Raw genomic sequence first — 15,958 nt, 5'->3', positions numbered from 1 at the left:
GGTTTTAGTATAAGCTGCCATTTCTTTAGCCAAATCGTAATAGTTATTAATATCTTTGGCTTTTTGATTTAGGAATAATTGTAGTAATTCTCTAATTGGTTGTAAATCATTAACCAGAATAATTTTACCTGATTTAAAATCAGCTAGTTTAGCAGTTTTTTCACATTCTCCGTTTACATACCACCGAAATTCTAGATAATTAGTTAAAATCAAATTGTCACCAATGTTGGATTCTAAATAACGTTTAATTTGTGCAGTTTTTTGGATTTTACCTAAATCAACATGAATATCTTTAGCTTCTATATATCCTAAAATCCGCTCATTTTTTCTGATAGTTAAATCGGGTATTCCTGCTTGATTACCTTTTTCTTCAATTCTGGCATTAATCCCAATCATTAAACCTTCAATTAGTCGTTTTAGACTGGGGTAATGACTGCGTTCTCCACCGCGTTGGCTATTTTCTTGTAAATCTTGGATGTAGTTATTAAAATCAGACATAATCCCTGGATAATTATTTATTAAACTTCTTGCTTTTTATAATAGCATATAATTGTAATATATTTGTAGGTTGGGTTAAGCGACAGCGGAACCCAACAAGTTGTGAAAATGAAAATGTTGATGTTGGGTTTCCTGGGGTCAACCCAACCTACTGTAAATCATTTCATTCTAAAATCTTGCAATAAAAAAGGCATAATTGCACCCGTAATTAAACTAGCTACAGTAATGGGAATACAAAGGGGAATTGATGCTTGTGCTAGTAATACTAATATAACTGTGCCAATACCACTAGCAATTATGGTTTGACGCAGAAAATATATGGGGTCACGGAATAGTTTACCCTTAAAAAATAACTTAATAGAAAACCAACTTAATTCTAACATATATCCTCCTAGTAATTAGCTAATAAATTCAGGATAAATAACCCTAAAATTACCGCAGGAATTACCCCCGCTGGTGCGAATAAACTACCAATTATGGCTGCAAATTTGTATCCAATATCTTTACCAGCAAGGATAATTCCACCAATTGCACCACCAACCATTGATAAAATTACAGCAATGATTAACCAAGTAAATCCTGTGGTGAAATTTAATTCTGTATTTAGACTATACAGAAAGTTAATAAATTCTGGATCATTGACAAAATCAAACATGATGATTCTCCTATACTTGGATTTCTGCGGCTAAATCTTCTAGTGCTTTACCTACTATTTCTGCTTGTTCTAATTGTTGATTGTCTGTAAATATTTGCCAAGCTTGCTGATAGTATTCTCGCGCTTGCAAAAGGTTTCTTTGATTTCCTAATTCCGGTTTTTCAGGATTGTCAGGTAAGTTGAAAAGAACATTAGCTTTGTTAGAAATTGTATTAGCATATTCTAACGGTGTATCTTGAGGATTACGCACTTTTAAAGCTTCATTGTAAGCTAAAATAGCCCGTAAATTATTTTCTACAGGATGAGAACTCACTAAATATTGTAAAGCATTTCCTAAATTATTTTGCAACATTGCATATTCTCTAGGATGGTCAATGATGTTAATATGTTTGAGAGCAGTTTCAAAAGACTGTATTGCTAAACCTTGACGTAGAGATTCCCGTTCTGATGACATAGGTATAGACAGATAAGCGATCGCTATATTATTATATAAAATCGCATATTCTTGGGGATACTTTTCCCAAGTAAACACCCGCAAAGCCTGATGATAAACATGAATACTATCAGTTATCCGCGCTAAATTTTCGGGAACTAAAGACTGTAAAACCAAACCCAAATTCATTTGGGCTGCTGCCACTTCCTCCGCTGTGGCAAATTGTTGTAAAATTGGTAAAGCTTCTTCATAATCTGCCCGCGCTTCTTGCAACAACTGGGAATCACCATCAGGAATCATCTGTAATGCCCCTGCCTTGCCCACCTTAGCCCGTGCTTTCAGTAAAACATATTCCAGTCCACACATTTGATATGCACGGTCAAATAGCCCAATTGCATGGCGTAAATCTTGGGATGTTTGCGGCTTTTTTTGTAAACCTGTCGCAATTTCCATCAGCATTTGGATTTTTTCTGCTGTTGTTGCTGACTCGGAAGATATAGCCGCGATCGCTGCTTTTACCGCTGAATCTGTCATACTAGATATCATAAATTATTCTGGGGAATTAAATTATCAATACTCACACATTTGGGTTATTAACTAAGCTGATTTACGCAGTTTTCGAGTTGATGCAGATTTCTGGATTTATCATTGTTTCATGACAAATTATGAAACCCACTTTTTTGATCAATTTCCTAGCTGAAAGCAAAATTTACCTAAAGCTAAATAGGGAGTTTTTACTTATTTCCTATTCACGAACTTGAGTACAAGGGCAACAACACCAATATTTTCCACTATAAAACATTTGCTTGATGAAAATCTAGAGTAAATTTACCAATATTAATCTCAGTTTAAAAAAATTTACTGTAATTTACAACTTGAATGATAGCTTTTACTAAGCTGTTACCCAGCTAAATTGTACCATCCTAATATGGTTAAATCTTGTTTGTGGTGCGGGCATCCTGCCCGCTATAATTATACAAACTATAATTATACAAACTAAATGCAGTACAGTTGATCACTCCAATCCATATTTATTACATCATATATTTATATGATTATCTATGTAGATGATTAGAAATATTTATCTACTGTTTACTTGTTTTAGTAAAACTACTTGACATCTTTTACCATAACTGGTATCATCAGCTAGATGTGTATTTTACAATCTTTGTTCATTCAATAACCAAGAGACCTTATGAATTTACAGAAAATTGCGCTTTTAACCGGATTATCTGTTGCCAGTATTTTTGGCAGTGGCGCTTTATCACCCGCCCATGCTATTGTAACCAATTACGAGATCTCAGGTGGTACATTCAGCAACGGTGGAACACTAAGGGGATATTTCAAATACGATGGCTCAACGTATACAGATTGGTCTTTCAGTGTAACTCAAGCTAGTAGTACATCTTTACTCAGTGCTTTTACTTATAGTGCAGCGCAGGGTTCTACCCTGTCGAATTTTAGCCCCTCTGGCTTCACTCTTGATTATAAATTAGCCAATCCTGAATTTGAACGGACATTGGTAGTAGCTTTTGATCAAGCTTTACCCCTGTCCATTGGCCAGAGTACGACTATAACCAAATCTACTCCTCCCTTTTCTGCTGGCACTAGGGAGTTTGCGTTCAATACGGGGGCAAGTAATTCACGTGGTATTAGTGGTGGTATCGTAACAGCAGTTCCCTGGGAAACAGACGCGCTTCCTTTAGTGGGTGCAACAATGGTATTTGGGGCTGGCGTTTTTGCTAAAAGAAAAATCGCCCAAGGGAAAATCAAGAACCTTAATTTTGAACCAGTTAAGTCTGAATGCTTAAGCAACGTTGATTAATAACAGTATTTAACTAAGCAAATTTTAAAAAGCTAAGTTGGATAAATATTAATTAATCTAATCGCGTCTAATTTTATCCAGATTCGCAAATTTAAGGAAATGTGCTTAGGGAAATTATTATTTTTAGACCATTTAGAGTCTCTTTAAATCCCCGATTTCTTTTAATTCGGGGATGTTCTTGTTAAAATTAAATAGCATTTGTGAATCTTCCAAAGGTAATACTTCTACTGAATAAGATTTTAACCACTGCTGAAAAGAACGTCCACCTGCTTCAATATACTGCCTTAATTCCGGTAAACAACGACGACGATAAAAACCACATAAAGGTTGCCAAATTTGATGATTTTGTACCAAAGCTGCTATTTTATTTTCGGGAATTGTGTTTAATTGACCTATCCAATTTTGCAATATTTCTAGCCGTAAATTTGGTAAATCACAAGCCAATAAAAGTACCCAATTTGTTTCTACTGCTGCTAAACCTTGCATAAAACCTACAAGGGGTCCATGGGTGCGGGGTTCATTGCCAGTTTCCCCAGGTAAAGGAACTTCTCGAATAAATTGACTTTGAGGTGTGAGTAATTCTTGATAACGTTCTGGCCAGGGAGTGACAATATAAACTTTATCCGTACAAGCCGCTGCAATAGTACAAATTAATCTTAACATAGGCACACCGCCCATGGGAATTAAAGCTTTATCTCTACCCATGCGAGTGCTTTTACCACCAGCTAAAATAATAGTAGTCAGATCATATTGAGAATCAATATTCATAATATTTGGATTCTATTTAATAAAATTTAACTTTATTTTCTCATAAATCATTTACAATAACTATATAAATCTATTTTTGATCAAAAAATAACACCCATTTTATGACAGATTTTTTTGAATTTGAAGCGGATTTTGTTGATTCCTTGCGCTGTATTCCTATGCTAGTACGTTACAAACTAGATACTTGCGGAATTAAGCTAAAATTAGCAGAATGGAATCAGATGAATCAAGAATCACGTCAAAAATTAATCATATTACCTTGTGATACAGATAGTCAAATTCATAATTACAGAGATTATATTCAGCAGCTAGTATTGAAACTGACTGGTAAATCTGTAGCTGAATTACCAATTGAACCTGATCCAGCATGGCTAGATACTACCAATATTCCCAGAAGTGTTGACGAAAAAGCTCAAGAAATAGGTATAATTATCACTATCGAGGCTTGGGAAAATTTAACCATTTTACAGCGGTTTGTCCTAATTAAACTCAGTCGTCCTAGCCATGAAAATAAAAACTTTTTACCGGCTTTGGTAGAATTTAATTTATTGCCAAAATCCTAAATTCTGCTATATTGCTATAGATGATACTTTTTAAGTAATTAGTAAAGGCAAATGATTAAATTAGACCAGTTTTTAAAGTTTATTGGTATAACCTCTACGGGAGGTCAAGCGAAATTGTTGATACTTGATGGTGAGGTGAAAGTGAATGGTATAGTGGAAACAAGAAGGGGACGAAAATTAGGAGATGATGATATAGTGACAATAGGACGAGAAACTTTTAAAGTAGGGGAAATTATACAGCAAGTTGAGATTGAGTGAAGTACACTTTGTGCAGGCAAGATGCCCGCACCACAAGAGTTTTATTATTAATATCTGTACTTCATAAGATCGGGAAATGCTGTATCACGTCCTGATAATTAATTAATTTTTATACTTGTTATTTATTTGTTATTTTACTGCCATTTGCCTATTCAAAAACTTTTAAGTTTTATTTAGAAAAAAGGTAATTGACTTAAATAATACCTTAGATTATAATAACAAATATAGCTATAGCACTCCTAAAGAAAATGTGTTTGTGGCAATTGCAGTAGACATAGACATCTCCCTGTTCTCCTCCTCCGTGATCTCTGTGTCCCAAGTGGTTGGTTAATACAAATCTGGCCCACAAATCAAATAGGAGTCCAAATTAATGATCAAGAGGGTCAAAATCTACAAGCTAAATCCTGAAAAAAGGGAAATTATACCCCTCGAAAACTTCCTTAATTGTCCATTGTCAACATATATAAAAATACATAGCTAATGACTAATGTACTTTGGCTACAAGGTGGTGCTTGTTCAGGTAACACCATGTCATTTCTGAATGCGGAAGAACCGACAGCTTGTGATTTAATTGCTGATTTCGGCATGAAAATACTTTGGCATCCTTCCCTGGGTTTAGAATTGGGTGATAACGTCCAAATCATGTTATGGGACTGTATTTTAGGGAAAACGCCCCTGGATATTTTAGTATTTGAAGGCAGCGTAGTTAACGCCCCTAATGGTACAGGAGAATGGAACCGGTTTGCAGACCGTCCTATGAAAGATTGGTTAAACGATTTAGCCAAAGTTGCCAAATTCATTGTCGCAGTAGGAGACTGTGCGACCTGGGGGGGAATTCCCGCAATGTCACCCAACCCCAGCGACTCCAAAGGACTACAATTTCTGAAACGGGAAAAAGGCGGTTTTTTAGGTTCAGATTTTATCAGTCAAGGTGGTTTACCCGTCATTAATATTCCCGGTTGTCCTGCACACCCCGACTGGATAACGCAGATATTAGTAGCGATCGCCACCGGACGAATTGATGATATAGTTCTCGATGAACTACATCGTCCCCAAACCTTCTTTAATACCTTCACCCAAACTGGTTGTACCCGCAATATTCACTTTGCATACAAAGCCACAACCGGGGAATTTGGCCAACGGAAAGGTTGTCTATTTTACGACTTAGGTTGTCGTGGACCCATGACCCGTTCTTCCTGTAACCGTATTCTTTGGAACCGCGTCTCCTCCAAAACCCGGGCTGGAATGCCCTGTTTAGGCTGTACAGAACCGGAATTTCCCTTTTTTGACCTTGAACCCGGAACAGTTTTTAAAACCCAAACCGTCATGGGAGTACCCAAAGAAATACCTCCCGGAGTCAACCATAAAGATTACGCAGTGCTTACCGTTGTCGCCAAAGACGCAGCCCCAAAATGGGCAGAGGAAGACTTTTTTACCGTTTAGTTATTGATCATTAGTAGAAACAATTACCTATTACCAATTACCCAGAAAATATGCCAATTCAAACCTTAGATATTTCACCCGTTGGTAGAGTCGAGGGTGATTTAGATGTGCGTGTCGAAATCGAAAATGGATATGTCACCAACGCCTGGACTCATGCCGAACTTTTTCGGGGTTTTGAAATAATTTTACGCGGAAAAGATCCCCAAGCCGGCTTAATTGTTACTCCCAGAATTTGTGGTATTTGTGGCGGTTCTCACCTCAGTTCTGCCTCTTGGGCGTTGGACACAGCTTGGGGAACAGAAGTTCCCAGAAATGCAATTTTAGCGAGAAACTTAGGGCAAATTGTCGAAACGATTCAAAGTATTCCTCGCTATTTTTACGGACTATTTGCCATTGATTTAACTAATAAAAATTATCGCCGCAGTCACTTTTATGATGAAGCTTGTCGGCGCTTTGCTGCTTTCACAGGTAAATCCTATGAAATCGGTATTACAATTTCTGGAAAACCTGTGGAAATTTACGCTTTATTAGGTGGACAATGGCCGCACAGCAGTTATATGGTGCCTGGTGGAGTAATGTGCGCCCCAACTTTAACTGATATTACCCGCGCCTGGGCAATTTTGGAATATTTCCGCACTAATTGGTTAGAACCAGTGTGGTTAGGATGTTCTTTAGAAAGATATGAAGAAATTCAATCTTATGAGGATTTTCAAAAGTGGTTAAATGAAGATGTTAAACATCGAGAATCTGACTTGGGTTTATATTGGAGAATGGGGTTAGATATCGGTTTGGATAGATATGGTGCGGGTGTGGGTAAATATGTGACTTGGGGTTATATTCCCCATGAGGATAAATACAATAAGCCCACCGTTGAAGGACGTAATGCTGCTGTGATTATGAAAAGTGGTGTTTATGATAGTTTTACTGATACTCATAGCTTGATGAATCAAGCATTTGCTCGGGAGAATTTAACCCATTCCTGGTATGATGAGGGTAGCCAAGATTGGCATCCAAGCGATCGCACTACAAACCCAATTAATCACAATCAAAAAGACTTTAATGGGGCATATTCTTGGTCAAGTGCTGTCCTCCACCAAGACTTAGGACGTTTAGAAGCAGGACCTCTAGCGCGTCAATTAGTTGCCGGCGGAAATCATGGGGAATCTTGGCAACATTATGACCCATTTATTCTGGATACATTTAAGAAAATGGGGGGTGCAAGTGTTCATGTTAGACAATTAGGAAGAGTCCACGAAATAGTTAAACTATATCGTCAAGCTGAACGGTGTTTAAGGGAGTTCAAATTAAACGATCCTTGGTATATTAAACCCGAAGAAAAAGATGGTAAAGGTTGGGGTGCAACGGAAGCCGCTAGAGGTGCATTATGTCACTGGGTAGAGATCGAAAAAGGCAAAATTAAACAATACCAAGTTATCGCTCCCGGTACTTGGAATATCGGACCCCGTGACGGTGCAGGAGAACTAGGACCAATTGAAAAGGCATTAATAGGAACGCCAATTCAAGACCCTAAAGACCCGGTAGAAGTTGGTCATGTAGCCCGTTCTTTTGATTCGTGTTTGGTGTGTACTGTTCATGCCCATGACGCAAAAACTGGTGAAGAATTGGCACGGTTTAGAACAGCTTAATTTATATGATTCAGATCCCGGACTTCTTCAAGAAGTCAGGGTTCTATATAATTGTTATTTACTGTACAAAAGTTCCTAAATCCGTGAGTTAGTCTGAATTTTAAGGAATAATTGATAATTCCTAATTATCAGATGAAGAATTATCAATTAGGAATTAGAAAATACTAAAATTGGTAACTAATTGTGTCTAATTTAGAACTACATCAATATCTTCCCCAGCTTCCTGATGCCGTACTGCAAGAATTTATAGAATGGTGTATGTTGGAGCAGTCAACAGCCGCAGGATTAGAATTTAAACCTGATCAAAGTAAGTTCAAGAATTTAGCCCCAGCGGATTATTCTAAGCAACTAGTTGATCAATTTATGAAAGTCAGACCTGACCCAATTAGAGCCGGTTTGGTGGCTGTAATTGCCGGAAAACAAGCTGATAAACACGAATTAACAGGTTTAGCTGCGGTGGTTGATTTTGTTTCTCTTTATGTTAAGTATTTAATTCCTAAAGATGGTACTAATCCAGAAGAAGCTGATGCAATTTTAGCGAAAGCATCACAACATCAATATGAGCGACTTGTGGAAATTTCCCAAAAGCATGGTGTAAGTTTATAGATTTATAGGGTGGGTAATTCCCACCCATGAAAACAATTACTATGGTTGAGAAAATTGATTTGGTTAAGATAAAAATGGCAGTTATAAGCTAAGTGTATCTCAATATATAAAGTTTTGTTATGCCATTCAACATTTTTGATAAATATAGCGTTTTATATACATAAAACATAAAACTATAGACTTATGGTGAGTATTTACAGCATACCGATTGATTCTACATTAGGAATCGCGCGTCATTATTACCTGAGTAAAGATGGTAACTTCAATAATTCTGTTGGTTGGGGTCCGGCTGGGGTTGAACGGAATGGAACGGTAGAACTCACAGAAAAAGAACTACAGCGCGTTCATGAATATGCTGATTTATTTGGTCAATATAATATCCACTCCAATAACTGTGAAATGTTTGCGTGGTATGTGAAAACTGGTCAAAGATATTCAGGACAGACAGAAGAAATGATAATAACCAAATTTGGTGCAGCTTTAGTACAAATTGTTCAACCTGTTCACACTGTTCGTAGTATCAAATATCTGGAAATTGAAAAATCAATCCTAGATCACCTTGAAGGGAATTTGCAGAAAATCAAACAAAAGAAACTTATTGAGCAACAAACAGCACGAGATGATTTTTGGGCTAAACGAGATGCTGAAAGAAAACAAAAAGATAATAAATAATTGTGGATTTGCTTAAGCGTAATAAATCCCAACGTAAAAAGGGGTAAGTGAATTATAAACCTGTGTCTGAATCAGGATTTATAGGATTTAAGGATTTACAGGATGTTAATTTTGAATATTAGAAATGGGAATTTATGTCCTTGTAGCAAATTGCAATCAAATGTGCCACAGATGGATGTGTTAAATAGTCTTAGTATCACATAGTCGTATTTAAGTTAAGTCATAGATTTAGTTAGTGAAAACCGGACATAGTGTATGTGGATATCCGTAGCCGTTCAGATACTTCTGGTGAGTTAATAAGATAGTCGGAGTTAAGGAAATAGTCAAATAACAAATTTGAGTTATCATAAAGAGAAAGGAGGTATATTATGATTTACCTATCTGCCACGGAAGCAAAACAAAATTTTGCAGAATTTTTAGATAAAGCTCAAAAAGAACCAATAACCATTCAGCGTCAGGAACAAGATTTAGTTGTAGTGCTATCTGTCTTAGAGTATCAAAGATTGACTAAATTGCTAAAAAATGAGTTTCAGGAATTTTGTGATCAAGTTGGCAAAAATGCTGAAGCAAAAGGTATGACAGAAGAAAGGCTCAAGGAAATTCTTGAAAGTGATGATTGAGCAAAAAATTGTCATTGACACTAATTGTTTTGTGAGTCGTTTACTAACTCCCAAATCTATCACTTCTCAAGCAGTTCGTTATGCTTTGGATTTCCATCACATTCTTGTTTCTGCGGACACACTTACAGAGTTAGAAATGGTTCTCTCTAGGAAAAAATTTGATAATTATGTCAGTTTTGAAGAGCGACAAAAGTTTATTTTATATCTAAAAAATCTGGCTGAGATAGTTGATATAGTCAATCATGTGCAAGTTTGTCGAGATCCAAAAGACGATAAATTTCTCTCACTTGCCATGGCTGGTAATGCCGATTTAATTATTACCGGAGATGAAGATTTATTGTTGCTTAAATGCTATGAAAACATTCCTATTTTATCACCAAAGGATTTTCTAGCACAAACGGATAAAAGTTAAACAATAACCTGCTCATTTCTTCATCTCTCTGCGACTGGAGCGCCTCTGGGTTAGCTTTATTCCTCCACATCAAACCACACAGGAGAAATATCATCAACCTGTCCATTATAATTAATCGTAATTTCTTGACCTTCCCGAATATATTTATAAGCAATAATATCAATGATATTTTTAGCAAAATTCTTAATATAAGTAAGTTCTTACCAAGACCCTGATATCAATAAAAAGGGTGAAATAAGCGATTCCTACGGAGCGCTTCGCTATCGCAGAAAATCTATTTCCCCACTGAAAGTTTTACTCCACCTTACCCTCTGCCAGTCACTATGCAATTTGCTGTTCATCCATTGGAGTTAGATGAATTACTACCCGCTGATTCAGAGCATGAGCGATTTTTTGCAGCATGGAAAGAGAATGTCCTTCATAGTCAGCATCTTCTAGCCGTGCAATTACTGGTTGTTTTGTACCAATCAGTTCAGCCAACTGTTTCTGCGTTAACCCTGCTTTGGTTCTGGCTTCATATATTAACTGTGCCACTTCTCCATTAATGGCAGATACCGCTACCATTGCCTCAAGTTGAGGATCAGTACGAGTCATCTTGTCGATAATTTTAATCGCATCCTTAGTCTTGGCCATCATCATCTTCCTCCTCGTAGTAAGTGTGTGTTTCTGGGTTTTCCTCAAATAAACGCTTTCGCGCTATCGCTCGTTCGATATCAATTGCTGGTACTGCTGCTTGTTCTTTCGTAATGGCTTGTGCCAGAATCGCCACGTTTTGCCCATGAAAGAAGTACAAAATCCGGTACTGGACATGAATATGCTTTGCCCGCAATTCATAAATTCCATCTCGCAAGTAATCCGCCCCAGGGCGACGCAGTTCGTATCCTAAAGCCGCAAGCTGCTTGATGCGGGCTACACAGTTTGCATATCCTTTGCGGTCTTCTTTTAAAAGTCGCGTCAACCATTCCAGAACAGGTACTTCCCCATCCTCCTCCTGGTAGAAAACAACCTGGGTTTCAGGCACTGCACACTCTCTCACTATATCAATATTGTTATTATAGGCCAACTTGGATACTTTGGCACAATAACCTCCATGTTTGGTGTTTTGCGTAAGTAGGTTGGCGTTAAAAATTGTCGTTATAGTGAGGGAACTCTTAACTCTTAACTCTTAACAGAAAAGAGGCTTCGCCGTGAGCGTCAGCCGAACGGTTTCGGGCAACTTTACTTTTCGTTACTGATGTCGGTTTTTTTCCGTTCACTTATTTAAACTCAGTATAAAGTCAATGATTAAAGATGTAGTCAGAATTTCCATAAATTTTAATTTTTTGTGCCAAGTTGATAATATTCATGTTAGGATAAATATCTCATGCTAACTATCATTGGTTGTGGTAATCTGAATCGCAGTGATGATGCTGTCGGCGTAATTATTGCCCAAGGTTTACAGCAATATCTCGCCCAAAATCCTCACCCCAAAATCCGTGTTTTTGACTGTGGAACTGCGGGAATGGAAGTGATGTTTCAAGCGAGAGGAAGTAAAAAATTAATTATTCTTGATGCTAGTTGCACAGGTTCAGAAGCAGGTGCTATATTTAAAGTCCCAGGGAACGAATTAGAGGCGCTACCCGAACCTAGTTACAACTTACATGATTTTCGTTGGGATCATGCTTTGGCGGCTGGGAGAAAAATCTTTGGTGATGATTTTCCCCAAGAGGTGACAGTTTATTTAATTGAAGCTGGAAATCTGGATTTGGGGCTGGAATTAAGTCCCGTGGTTCGACGTTCTGCTGATTTAGTTTTTGCTGAACTAATTACAGTTATCCAGCAGAATGTCATGGCTTAATCAACAATCTCAAATCCTAAATTCTCAAATCCTCAATTAAATCAGATCCAATCACGATAAACTGGTAACTCATCTACCCTCATTTCAAAAGGTACAGTTTGATGATCAGGTGGACAAATACGAATTTTGGCACTGCTAACAATGCCAGAAAGAACATTGGCCATGGGAACAATTTGTTGCAAAATTCGCCAGTTAGTAACTTGGTCGGGACATTCAATGACTAAAGTCAAAATACTAGCGTGGGTTGTGGCATACCAACGACAATTAGACAACAAATTATGAATAATGCGATCGCATCCTTCATAAAAGTATTTACTAATTGAATGTTCCAATTGTTGCCTAAGCATAATATCTACTGATGTTGGCTGTATAGGATGTTTATCATCAGCATGGAATTGAGATTCTTTTTTCGTCATTTCCCGTTATTTTCCTATTTATTTACCAATTGCCATTGCGTACAATACGTCCTTATTGGTTTGTAGAAAGTCTTGGGTTTCATCATCATAAAAAGCACCAATCCTACTACAATCTATTTGCCAATAATTGCTAAATAAATACACACTCTTTCCAATAAATCCGGCTAATTGCACAGCGGTTTGATAACTCAAATAATTGGACACAAAAAACAAAGTTACAGCACAATCTCTATCTATAGCTTGATTAATGCACAAATAACCTATTTTTTCCCTAAAGTTACCCGCTTCAATGAGATGTGTATTTTTATAGAACCCTGGTGAAATTCCCTCGATATCATGCACCACTGAGTAAATTTCTATTTCCTCAAAATTCTCCGTTGCTATTGGTGGTTGAACTGCTCAAGCAATTACCAATAGACATTTTCTCCAAACAGAATGTTTTTGAAAACGCCTAATAGAACGTCTATTCCCAACGTTATCAAAAAACCGTTCTCGGTGAAAATCGCTGTAAATTGAGGATGTTCTAGTTTTTGCTGGTGACTAGGCTGTAAAGACGTTGCTTGATAGACATCTTCCACACATTTATTAACAATGGCCAAGACTACAGACAAAAGATATAGGTAGTCTTAAGCGTCTGACTAGTTTTTTTCGCGCTGCTTGTCGAAATCACACAACTAGTAATAAACTCCTGGTTCTCAAATCCCAAATCTGCATTGAGAATAAGTTTATCAAAATCAAAACATAGTTGTATGTTTTTTTCGTGAAGATATGCTCAAGCAGCGATAGCGCTTAAATGGTGTCCGCTGTCCAACAAACAATATCTACAACTCCTGTCTTGATATTTCCAGCTAGACCTATGATAAACACAACTAACTAAAAAGATGAATCTGTTGATACATTTATTTAGTATAACATAATTTTCTCATCCATCATCGCCTAATTTATAAATTAAGGTCAGACAATTATTCTCAACTATTATTCCTTCTACACCGCGTGTCTGTACATAAACTTCCGTAGGATATAAACCCCCCGCAGAGGGATTTACCCGCAATTTATACGAAATCCTGATCACGTAATAAATACGGGCATTATTTATTAACATTTTAGGTGTTTTTTATGGGATCTGGCTTTTTACCTTTATTTTTAAACACATTTAAACACATTTTTGATGTTTAATTAATAGTAGCGTCTTGGAAATTAAAAGTTTTATTATTCCGATACTACCTGTTTAATTACCTCTAAAGGTAACTCTAACACCTCTGCAATTTGCTGATCATTTAAGCCAAAATACCTTAATTTACTAATCTTTTCTATCTGAGTTTTATTCTGATTTCGTTGCTTTAATTTAGAATCACCAGAATGACTTTTATCTGGTTTAGTTTTAGGTTGTTTAGAACCAATATTTATACAGCCCTTTCCAAATATATTACTACTATTATTAACCAAAGAAATATTCACATTTCCTTGTCGTTCTAAAACTGATTTAAGATTACTTTTATCAACTGGTTCACCAAAAATATCAGATAACATTTTTAAAAGTTCGTAACCTACATCCTTTGCATGACCCGCGCTACAACCACAATTTTCCGCAATATCAGCATACTTTTGATACTTTAATGTCCCCTCAATAACTCCACGTTGCAAGTCATTGAGATGCTTTCCCGTGTTGAGATAAACAGCGTCATCCACAAGTTGTAGTAGTTCGTGAACCTGCATGGCTAAAAATGTAACGCGACATAAGTAATGATAGCAGACTTTATCCGTACTTTTCAGCTTTTTTCCGTCTGTTTGTAATTTTTTTTTGCAATCCGCTTTTTTCCGCTTTTCAGGTTTAGGTAAGTGGTGTAACGTGGGTGAAAAACAAAAGGAAACATAGTACCTTTTAACATATCTTATTTTTTGTGAACCCTCAACATTACTGGAGGTATATCAAAAAATTTGAAGATGATCTCAAAAGAACTTTAGCCTAAAGTTAAAAGCATGAAACCAAGTAACGAGTGTTTTAGTTTAATTAAAAAATGGGAAGGGTTGCACCAGAAGCGCCCTGATGGTTTGATTGGAGCGTATAAAGATCCAGTTGGAATATGGACGATTGGGTTCGGCTCTATAGAACACTTGGATTTGAACAGACCCATTCAGCCCGGTGATGTTATCAATGAAACAACAGCAGAACGCTGGCTTAAACTGGAAGTTGAAGAAGCAGCAAAAGATGTTGATCAGCTTTGTCGAGCAGCTTTAACACAAGGTATGTTTGATGCCTTAGTTTCCTTTGTTTATAACATTGGCATTGGAGCATTTGGTGAGTCAACACTATTACGAAAACTTAATAATGACGTAGATTACGAAGGTGCAGCCCGCGAATTTGACCGTTGGGTAAATGGTACAGACAATGGTAATACAAAAGTTTTGCCAGGATTAGTCAATCGTCGTAATGACGAAGAAGCTTTGTTCCGAAGAGATGGGTTAAATCCTTCGGTGGGAAATTCTGCAAGTTCCACTTCAGTCCCAACTACAACCCCTACTACTTCATTAGTAGAAGAACGTCCCTATCACCCTGCTCCCGTACCTCTACCATTTACCAGTGCATTAATTGTCAAGGGTGATGTGGGAGATGATTGCTACATCCTCAATTGCGCTCTTGCAGGATTGGGATTCCTGCGGATGGCTCCGCAGCCAAATGAGTTTAATGATATTACCAAAAGTGCTGTTGAACTGCTGCAAAGACGTGAGGCTTTAAGCAAAATTGATGGTAAGGTCGGACCAGAAACCAAAAGAGCGATCGAAAATGCTTTAAGACGAGCGCGAGGACTTGTTCCTGCTCCTACACCGGATAGAGGTGTTTACTGTCACCTTACACGCACCAGTAAAGATGCGTATGAAGGCTTGAAATTGTGTAAATTGGAGTTTGTACATCCCACACGAGGTGTGGTTGAATCCCTAGAGGTTGTATCTGGCGGACCAAGAGCGCAGCGTTTCTTACTATTTAGCGATCCTGACAGTTTTCCAGGTAGTCTACAGCCAATTCCTCAAGGTAGCTATATTATCGGCGATATTGACTGGGCAGGAGGTAAAGATAATTATAACGCATCCCATCCAGACTCACACAACGGACTTGGTCCTGTATGGGTTCCGTTCGTTGGTAAGCAATCAGATGACCGTGACGCATTTGGATTTCATGCTGATTGGAACTGGATTACAGCAGTTTTCAGGTAAATAAGCCACAGTGGTTGAACCAGTTGAAAGCATCATCTTCTGTAAGATAATTAACTGCAATCGTCATCGCTTCATTGAGGGATTCTAATGTCC

General features: G+C 37.4%; 21 protein-coding genes and 1 pseudogene. 11 read left to right on the top strand and 11 right to left on the bottom strand.

Features of this window, described 5'->3' with window-relative positions; genetic code table 11:
* The 4 genes and pseudogenes from H6F39_RS18915 to H6F39_RS18900 form a co-directional block, all read right to left on the bottom strand.
* Positions 1-498, bottom strand: a pseudogene (locus H6F39_RS18915) (N-6 DNA methylase); the annotation flags it as partial.
* Positions 499-656: 158 nt separating this feature from the next.
* A complete protein-coding gene (locus H6F39_RS18910; protein WP_028083582.1) occupies positions 657-881 on the bottom strand; it encodes a hypothetical protein in 225 nt (74 codons plus the stop codon).
* 8 nt (positions 882-889) lie between these two features.
* Positions 890-1,153, bottom strand: a complete 264-nt coding sequence (locus tag H6F39_RS18905) for a hypothetical protein (protein WP_028089732.1) — start codon at positions 1,151-1,153, stop codon at positions 890-892.
* Between the two features lie 10 nt (positions 1,154-1,163).
* Positions 1,164-2,132: a hypothetical protein gene (locus H6F39_RS18900; protein ID WP_190397217.1), complete on the bottom strand. Its 969-nt coding sequence runs from the start codon at positions 2,130-2,132 to the stop codon at positions 1,164-1,166.
* A gap of 649 nt (positions 2,133-2,781) precedes the next feature.
* Here H6F39_RS18900 and H6F39_RS18895 point away from each other — a divergent pair.
* Positions 2,782-3,411 carry a hypothetical protein gene (locus tag H6F39_RS18895; protein WP_190397216.1) on the top strand — a complete coding sequence of 210 codons (630 nt, stop codon included), beginning with the start codon at positions 2,782-2,784 and terminating at the stop codon, positions 3,409-3,411.
* Positions 3,412-3,543: 132 nt separating this feature from the next.
* Here the strand turns inward: H6F39_RS18895 and H6F39_RS18890 are convergent, their stop codons facing one another.
* Entirely contained in the window at positions 3,544-4,179 is a 636-nt protein-coding gene (locus H6F39_RS18890; protein WP_190397215.1) for a molybdenum cofactor guanylyltransferase, read from the bottom strand.
* 101 nt (positions 4,180-4,280) lie between these two features.
* On the opposite strand from H6F39_RS18890, the gene H6F39_RS18885 reads away from it, so the two are divergent.
* The 8 genes from H6F39_RS18885 to H6F39_RS18850 all read left to right on the top strand — a co-directional run bounded on the left by H6F39_RS18885 (position 4,281) and on the right by H6F39_RS18850 (position 10,399).
* Entirely contained in the window at positions 4,281-4,742 is a 462-nt protein-coding gene (locus H6F39_RS18885; protein WP_137909363.1) for a nitrate reductase associated protein, read from the top strand.
* A 51-nt stretch (positions 4,743-4,793) separates the two neighbouring features.
* Positions 4,794-5,000 (top strand): RNA-binding S4 domain-containing protein, encoded by a 207-nt coding sequence (locus tag H6F39_RS18880; RefSeq protein WP_137909362.1) that lies wholly within the window; start codon positions 4,794-4,796, stop codon positions 4,998-5,000.
* Between the two features lie 480 nt (positions 5,001-5,480).
* Complete coding sequence (locus H6F39_RS18875) at positions 5,481-6,443, top strand: hydrogenase small subunit (RefSeq protein ID WP_190397214.1); 963 nt, start codon at positions 5,481-5,483, stop codon at positions 6,441-6,443.
* A 50-nt stretch (positions 6,444-6,493) separates the two neighbouring features.
* A complete protein-coding gene (locus tag H6F39_RS18870) occupies positions 6,494-8,089 on the top strand; it encodes a nickel-dependent hydrogenase large subunit (RefSeq protein WP_190372307.1) in 1,596 nt (531 codons plus the stop codon).
* A gap of 183 nt (positions 8,090-8,272) precedes the next feature.
* Positions 8,273-8,695: a hypothetical protein gene (locus H6F39_RS18865; RefSeq protein WP_137909345.1), complete on the top strand. Its 423-nt coding sequence runs from the start codon at positions 8,273-8,275 to the stop codon at positions 8,693-8,695.
* 183 nt (positions 8,696-8,878) lie between these two features.
* Entirely contained in the window at positions 8,879-9,367 is a 489-nt protein-coding gene (locus H6F39_RS18860) for an NC domain-containing protein (protein WP_190397213.1), read from the top strand.
* A 368-nt stretch (positions 9,368-9,735) separates the two neighbouring features.
* Positions 9,736-9,987 (top strand): type II toxin-antitoxin system Phd/YefM family antitoxin, encoded by a 252-nt coding sequence (locus H6F39_RS18855; RefSeq protein ID WP_028089534.1) that lies wholly within the window; start codon positions 9,736-9,738, stop codon positions 9,985-9,987.
* The gene (locus tag H6F39_RS18850) at positions 9,980-10,399 is read left to right on the top strand and encodes a putative toxin-antitoxin system toxin component, PIN family (protein WP_190397218.1); all 420 of its coding nucleotides are present in this window, start codon (positions 9,980-9,982) and stop codon (positions 10,397-10,399) included. Before H6F39_RS18855 ends, H6F39_RS18850 begins: the two co-directional genes overlap by 8 nt.
* A 321-nt stretch (positions 10,400-10,720) precedes the next feature.
* Here the strand turns inward: H6F39_RS18850 and H6F39_RS18845 are convergent, their stop codons facing one another.
* Complete coding sequence (locus tag H6F39_RS18845; protein WP_137908524.1) at positions 10,721-11,032, bottom strand: helix-turn-helix transcriptional regulator; 312 nt, start codon at positions 11,030-11,032, stop codon at positions 10,721-10,723.
* Entirely contained in the window at positions 11,019-11,420 is a 402-nt protein-coding gene (locus H6F39_RS18840; protein ID WP_137908523.1) for a type II toxin-antitoxin system RelE/ParE family toxin, read from the bottom strand. Before H6F39_RS18840 ends, H6F39_RS18845 begins: the two co-directional genes overlap by 14 nt.
* Before the next feature lie 342 nt (positions 11,421-11,762).
* On the opposite strand from H6F39_RS18840, the gene H6F39_RS18835 reads away from it, so the two are divergent.
* Positions 11,763-12,236, top strand: a complete 474-nt coding sequence (locus tag H6F39_RS18835; protein WP_137908522.1) for a hydrogenase maturation protease — start codon at positions 11,763-11,765, stop codon at positions 12,234-12,236.
* A gap of 41 nt (positions 12,237-12,277) precedes the next feature.
* Here H6F39_RS18835 and H6F39_RS18830 read toward each other — a convergent pair whose 3' ends face one another.
* From H6F39_RS18830 to H6F39_RS18820, 4 genes are all read right to left on the bottom strand, one after another.
* Positions 12,278-12,652 carry a hypothetical protein gene (locus H6F39_RS18830; RefSeq protein ID WP_190372309.1) on the bottom strand — a complete coding sequence of 125 codons (375 nt, stop codon included), beginning with the start codon at positions 12,650-12,652 and terminating at the stop codon, positions 12,278-12,280.
* Between the two features lie 18 nt (positions 12,653-12,670).
* Positions 12,671-12,997, bottom strand: a complete 327-nt coding sequence (locus H6F39_RS21245; protein ID WP_322745893.1) for a hypothetical protein — start codon at positions 12,995-12,997, stop codon at positions 12,671-12,673.
* A 62-nt stretch (positions 12,998-13,059) separates the two neighbouring features.
* Positions 13,060-13,263 (bottom strand): hypothetical protein, encoded by a 204-nt coding sequence (locus H6F39_RS21240; RefSeq protein ID WP_347238712.1) that lies wholly within the window; start codon positions 13,261-13,263, stop codon positions 13,060-13,062.
* Between the two features lie 598 nt (positions 13,264-13,861).
* Entirely contained in the window at positions 13,862-14,368 is a 507-nt protein-coding gene (locus tag H6F39_RS18820; RefSeq protein WP_190397212.1) for a hypothetical protein, read from the bottom strand.
* Positions 14,369-14,632: 264 nt separating this feature from the next.
* Here H6F39_RS18820 and H6F39_RS18815 point away from each other — a divergent pair, with 264 nt between their 5' ends.
* Entirely contained in the window at positions 14,633-15,865 is a 1,233-nt protein-coding gene (locus H6F39_RS18815) for a glycoside hydrolase family protein (protein ID WP_190397211.1), read from the top strand.
* Positions 15,866-15,958 lie beyond the last annotated feature (93 nt).

It is taken from the genome of Dolichospermum sp. FACHB-1250 (genome assembly GCF_014696335.1).
In the GTDB taxonomy this organism is placed as follows: Bacteria; Cyanobacteriota; Cyanobacteriia; order Cyanobacteriales; family Nostocaceae; genus Dolichospermum; species Dolichospermum planctonicum.
This window is presented reverse-complemented; position numbering and strand designations above follow the sequence as displayed.